Source organism: Streptomyces sparsus, from assembly GCF_054776295.1.
Window position 1 is genome coordinate 1 of sequence record NZ_BAAHCA010000250.1, and the last position, 5,864, is coordinate 5,864.

Here is a 5,864-nt window from a genome sequence, read left to right on the forward strand (position 1 = left end):
CGGCGTCAGGGCGCGGGGGCCGGGGGGCGGGACATGCGGGACTGCTGGGGCAGCCCGCTGCGCGGCGCGCAGCCCGAGCGACCGCCGAAGCGGAACTCCCGCTGGAGCCGCCACACGCCGTCCTCGCCCTGCTCGTAGAGGGCGAAGCCGGTCGCCAGCCAGACCGCCTCGAAGTCGGCCAGCTCCGTGTAGGCGGTGTCCATCGCCTCCTCGGTGATGCCGTGCGCGACCGTCACGTGCGGGTGGTACGGGAAGTGCAGCTCACGGGCGAGCGGGCCCTGCGCGTCCCTGACCCGCTCCTGGAGCCAGCCGCACGCCGCGCCGCCCTCCACCACCTGCACGAAGACCACCGGGGACAGCGGGCGGAACGTGTCGGTGCCGGAGAGCCGCATCGGGAAGGCACGGCCGGCCGCGGCCACGGCGGCGAGGTGCTCCTCGACCGCCGGCAGCGCCTCCACGTCCACCTCGGTCGGCGGCAGCAGGGTGACGTGCGTGGGGATGCCGTGTGCCGCGGTGTCGCCGAAGCCCGCACGCTGCTCCTGGAGCAGGCTGCCGTACGGCTCCGGGACCGAGATCGACACACCGACCGTGATGGTCCCCACCTTTGTCTCCTTCCCTCGCCGGGCCCGTCGTCGGGGTGGACGGGCGGTCAGCGGCGGACTGCCGCTGTTCAGTGCTTCGCGGGCAGGAAGCCCACCCTGTCGTACGCCTGGGCGAGGGTCTCGGCGGCAACCGTACGCGCCTTCTCCGCTCCCTTCGCCAGGATCGAGTCCAGCGTCTCCGGGTCGTCCAGGTATTCCTGCGTCCGTGCCCGGAACGGCGTCACCCAGTCGGTGACGACCTCGGCGAGCTCCGTCTTCAGCGCGCCGTAGCCCTTGCCCGCGTAGCGCTCCTCCAGCTCGGCGATGGTGGTGCCGGTGAGCGTGGAGTGGATGGTGAGCAGGTTGCTCACGCCGGGCTTGTGCACGGCGTCGTAGCGGATCTCGGTCTCCGTGTCGGTGACCGCGCTCTTGATCTTCTTCGCCGTCACCTTGGGCTCGTCCAGCAGGTTGACGAGGCCCTTCACCGAGGACGCCGACTTGCTCATCTTGATCGACGGGTCCTGGAGGTCGTAGATCTTCGCCGTCTCCTTGAGGATGTACGGCTGCGGCAGGGTGAAAGTCGGGCCGTACCGGCCGTTGAAGCGCTCGGCCACGTCCCGGGTGATCTCGATGTGCTGGCGCTGGTCCTCACCGACCGGTACCTGGTCGGCGTGGTAGAGCAGGATGTCGGCGATCTGCAGGATGGGGTACGTGAACAGGCCGACGGTGGTGCCTTCGGCGCCCTGCTTGGCGGACTTGTCCTTGAACTGCGTCATCCGGGAGGCCTCGCCGAAGCCGGTGAGGCAGTTCATCACCCAGGCGAGCTGCGCGTGCTCGGGCACCTGGCTCTGCACGAAGAGCGTGCAGCGCTCCGGGTCGAGCCCGGCGGCCAGCAGCTGGGCCGCCGACAGGCGGGTGGCGGCCCGCAGCTCGGCGGGGTCCTGCGGCACGGTGATCGCGTGCAGGTCGACGACCGCGTAGAACGCGTCGTGGCTCTCCTGGAGCGCCACCCACTGACGGACCGCGCCGAGGTAGTTGCCGAGGTGGAAGGAGCCGGACGTGGGCTGGATTCCGGAGAGCACGCGGGGGCGATCGTTGGCCATGCGGCCATTCTGGCAGAATGCCGCGCCTCCCCGGGCCGCCGGTGGGGAGCGCGCCGGCGCAGCGCGGGCGGCGCCACGCCGTCCGACCTGGGCGGACCCGGGCCTCCGAACCCGTACGCGATCGGCACACCTCCGGCATGCGGCCGGTACGCGGCCGAAACTGTGTCCTGGCCCACCCTCGGTCGACGGCGAGGGGTTTTCCGGCCCGCACCCCCGTCGGCCGGAAGAACCGCGCCGGGAGGGCGTCGCCGCCACAGTTCACCCGAGCCCGAGCACTTCGATCCGCAGAGTTTCGCCCGGTGGCCGGCGGCGGACGATAGAAAGAGGCACCGCCTGTCCGCACGACCCCATGAACGGAGCGCAGCGATGTCCACTTCATCCGAGTTGATCGCCACCGCCGAGGCACACAGCGCGCACAACTACCATCCGCTGCCGGTCGTGGTGGCCTCCGCGGAGGGCGCCTGGATGACCGACGTGGCCGGCCGCCGCTACCTGGACCTGCTCGCCGGCTACTCGGCGCTGAACTTCGGCCACGGCAACCCCCGCCTGGTCGCCGCGGCCAAGGCGCAGCTGGACCGGGTGACGCTGACGTCCCGGGCGTTCCACCACGACAGGTTCGCCGCGTTCTGCACGGAGCTGGCCGAGCTGTGCGGGATGGACGCCGTGCTGCCGATGAACACCGGCGCCGAGGCGGTGGAGACGGCGGTGAAGACCGCCCGCAAGTGGGGCTACCGGGTCAAGGGCGTGCCGGACGGGCAGGCGAAGATCGTGGTGGCCGACGGCAACTTCCACGGCCGCACGACCACCATCGTCAGCTTCTCCACCGACGAGGAGGCCAGGGCCGACTACGGTCCCTACACTCCCGGCTTCGAGATCGTGCCCTACGGCGACCTGGCGGCCCTGGAGGCCGCCGTGGACGACCGCACGGTCGCGGTGCTGCTGGAGCCCATCCAGGGCGAGGCGGGCGTGCTGGTGCCGCCGCCCGGCTACCTGCCGGGGGTGCGGGAGCTGACCCGGTCCCGCAACGTGCTCTTCGTCGCGGACGAGATCCAGTCCGGGCTGGGCCGCACCGGGCGCACCTTCGCCTGCGAGCACGAGGGTGTCGTGCCGGACATGTACGTGCTGGGCAAGGCGCTCGGCGGCGGGGTGGTGCCGGTGTCCGCGGTGGTCTCCTCGCGGGAGGTCCTGGGTGTGTTCCGGCCGGGTGAGCACGGCTCGACCTTCGGCGGCAACCCGCTGGCCTGCGCCGTGGCGCTGGAGGTCGTGGCGATGCTGCGCACCGGCGAGTACCAGCAGCGGGCCGCCGAGCTCGGCGACCACCTGCACCAGGAGCTGGGCCTGCTGGTGGGCGACGGCGCCGTCCGGGAGGTGCGTGGCCGGGGCCTGTGGGCGGGCGTGGACGTCGACCCCGCCAAGGGCACCGGCCGGGAGATCTCGGAGCGGCTGATGGCCGAGGGCGTGCTGGTGAAGGACACCCACGGGTCGACGATCCGCATCGCGCCGCCGCTGGTGATCAGCAAGGAGGACCTCGACTGGGGGCTGGACCGGCTGCGGGACGTGCTCACCGGCTGAGGCCGTGACCGGCGGGGCCGGGCGACGGCAGAGGGCCTGCGACGGTTTCCGTCGCGGGCCCTCCCCCGTCCGCCGCCGCGGTCAGTCGTCCAGACCCCACAGCCACTTCTTCCAGATGCCCTGGTTCTCCTTGGCCCAGCGTTCCGCCGCGCCCTGGGGGGACATGCCGTCGCCGGCGATCATCTTGGCGACCTTGTTCTGCTCGTCCTCGCCCCACTCGAAGTTCTTGAGGAACTCCGCGGCCTTGCCGCCGTCCTCGGCGAACTCGGCGTTGAGGTACTTCTGGAGCTCGGTCTGCGGGTATCCGCACTCGACCTCTTCGGGCTCCGCGTCGCACCCGGCGTAGTACTCGGGCAGCCGCACCTCCGCGAGCCCGACCTCGGCCTCCACCCAGTGCGGGGTCCACCAGTAGGTGAGGAACGGTTTCTCCGTCTCGGCCTGCTTGCGGATCCGCTCCAGCTGGGCGTCCTCCGAGCCGAGGTACTCCAGCGTGAGGTTGAGGTCCAGGTTCTTGATCAGCGCCTCGTCGTGCGACTTGTACGAGGGGTCACCCTGGTACAGCACGCCCTGCTCGCCGCTGCCCTGGGTGCGGAACAGGTCGGCGTACTTGTTGATGTTCTCCCAGCGGGTGACGTCGCGGTCCCGGTCCGCCAGGTAGCTCGGCACGAACCAGCCGATCCGGCCGGTGACGCCGAGCTGGCCGCCGGGCACGACCGTCCCCTCCTTCTCGACGTACTTGGCGTACTGCTCGGGAAGGTCCCAGTCCTCCAGGATGGCGTCGGCCCTGCCCTCGCCCAGGGCCTTCCAGCCGTCCGCCTCCTCCATCTCCTCGACGGTGACCTCGTAGCCGAGTTCCTTCTCGAGGATGTACTTGGCCACGGCCACGTTCGCCTGGCCGCCCGCCCACAGCGGCGAGATCAGCGCGACGGGTTCGTTCTTCGCTGCGGTGTCGGATCCACAGGCACTCAGCACCAGCAGCGCGAACGCCCCGGCACCGGCCGTGAGGGACCTGCGGACGTGCTGTCGGTCGGCGCGTATACCAAGCATGAGCGTGTCTTCTTCGACCTGGACGGGCGTGGGGAGACCCGGAAGCGGGAAAGGGGGAAAGCGGAAATACCCCGACCATAACAGGGCAGCGCGCCGGACAATCAGCGGCAAATCCTCCCCAACGGCATGGTCGCCGAATGTGCCGTGGACCACACCCGGCACCCCCGTGGCACCGGACGCGGCACAGGGTGGCGGGCAGGTGACAGCCCGTCCATCCGCGGCCCGCGAACGGCTTCCCGGCGCCCGCTGCTCCGGTGCGGAGCCGCACGCCTGACGTCCGGCGCACCTCACCCGGCGGTCAGCTGAAAGGTGCTCAGTCCGGACCTGGACCCGTTGATCTGGATCTCGACGGCGTGCTCCCCCGGATGGTAGCGGCGGGTGGTGATGGGGCGGAACGAGTGCCGGCGGTCGAGCGTCAGCTCACCGCCCGGCGGCAGGGTGCGGGTGGTGAGTTTGAAGACCTTCTCCGACGAGGTGCCGTTCGCCCGGCGGTGGTGGACGACGTAGTCGATGGCCAACTGCGCTTCCCGCGTACCGGTGTTGGCGACGGTGACGGTGAACGGCAGCTCCCCGCCGACCGCGACCGAGGAGGCGCCCAGCTCAGGACCCGTCACCCGCAGGCCGGACACCGGGGCGAAGCCCAGCAGCGCCAGGGCCGCGGCGTCACCCCGCTTCACCAGGGTGCGCAACCCGTGCCGGACCACCCTGGGCGTCTCCACGTCGGGGTCGGCGAGCCAGCGCGCGGCGGTCGCCACGGCCAATTCGGGGTGCGCCCGGCTGATGTCGTTGAGGTGGTTGGCGACGGACCGCCGGACGTACTCCGAAGCGTCCCGGTAGAGGGCGTCGAGCAGGGGCACCGTCAGCTCGGGACGCTGCTGGAGGCCGGGGACCCGGCGGGCCCACGGCAGCAGCGGGCGGGTGCCCTCGCTGGCGAGCCGCCGGACGTGCTCGTCCCCGTGTGCCGTCCAGGTGCGCACGACGGCGGCGGCGGCGGCCAGGTCGGCGGTGAGAAAGGTGCGCAGGGCGTACTCGGCCGTCAGCCGTCCGGTCAGTTCGGTGAGCAGTTCCAGGCCGGCGGCCAGGTGCCGGTCGGCGGGCGGCCGGCAGGCGCGTTCGGCGACGGCCTCGGAGAGCGGCCAGACCAGCCAGCCGCCGAAGTCCGGGTCGGCCAGTGCCCGGCGGACCACGGCGTCGAGCGCGGGGTAGTCCGCCGGCAGGTCGGTGAGCAGCGCGTCCCGCAGGGCCCGGCTGCGGTCTCCGAGCCCCAGGCCGTCCAGGGTGGCGGCGGCCCGGCGCAGGGCGGGGAGTTCACCGCCGGACACCCGGGCGAGGCCGCTGTGCAGCAGCGCCACCGTCTCCGCGCCGAGCAGCTCGTCGGCAGTGGGCATGGCAGCGCCTCGCTTCTCTCCGGTCGGAGGGCCGCCGTCCGGCCGCCGCTGCCCGCAGTCTGCCCGGAGCCACTGACAACCGCGGGCCGGTAGAGCCCGGCAACCACCGTCCCGGGCCCCGGAGCGCCGCGCGACGGCACCCCGAGGACGTCCGCCGGCCCGGTGCCGCGGGC

The 5,864-nt window shown here is 72.2% G+C and carries 5 protein-coding genes; 1 reads left to right on the top strand and 4 read right to left on the bottom strand.

The features are described from left to right. Positions 1 to 5: 5 nt before the first annotated feature. On the bottom strand, positions 6 to 602 hold the full coding sequence (locus ACYVE9_RS13530; protein ID WP_461028068.1) for a 2'-5' RNA ligase family protein: 597 nt from the start codon (positions 600 to 602) through the stop codon (positions 6 to 8). Positions 603 to 670: 68 nt separating this feature from the next. Continuing rightward, the gene (trpS, locus tag ACYVE9_RS13535) at positions 671 to 1,684 is read right to left on the bottom strand and encodes a tryptophan--tRNA ligase (RefSeq protein ID WP_461028069.1); all 1,014 of its coding nucleotides are present in this window, start codon (positions 1,682 to 1,684) and stop codon (positions 671 to 673) included. 366 nt (positions 1,685 to 2,050) lie between these two features. Between trpS and rocD the strand changes: the two genes are divergently transcribed. Then, positions 2,051 to 3,256, top strand: coding sequence for an ornithine--oxo-acid transaminase (gene rocD, locus ACYVE9_RS13540; protein WP_461028070.1), 1,206 nt, complete (start codon positions 2,051 to 2,053; stop codon positions 3,254 to 3,256). Between the two features lie 81 nt (positions 3,257 to 3,337). On the opposite strand, the gene ACYVE9_RS13545 is transcribed toward rocD, so the two are convergent. Continuing rightward, positions 3,338 to 4,303, bottom strand: coding sequence for a glycine betaine ABC transporter substrate-binding protein (locus ACYVE9_RS13545; RefSeq protein WP_461028071.1), 966 nt, complete (start codon positions 4,301 to 4,303; stop codon positions 3,338 to 3,340). Between the two features lie 287 nt (positions 4,304 to 4,590). Continuing rightward, positions 4,591 to 5,691, bottom strand: coding sequence for a DNA alkylation repair protein (locus ACYVE9_RS13550; RefSeq protein WP_461028072.1), 1,101 nt, complete (start codon positions 5,689 to 5,691; stop codon positions 4,591 to 4,593). Positions 5,692 to 5,864 lie beyond the last annotated feature (173 nt).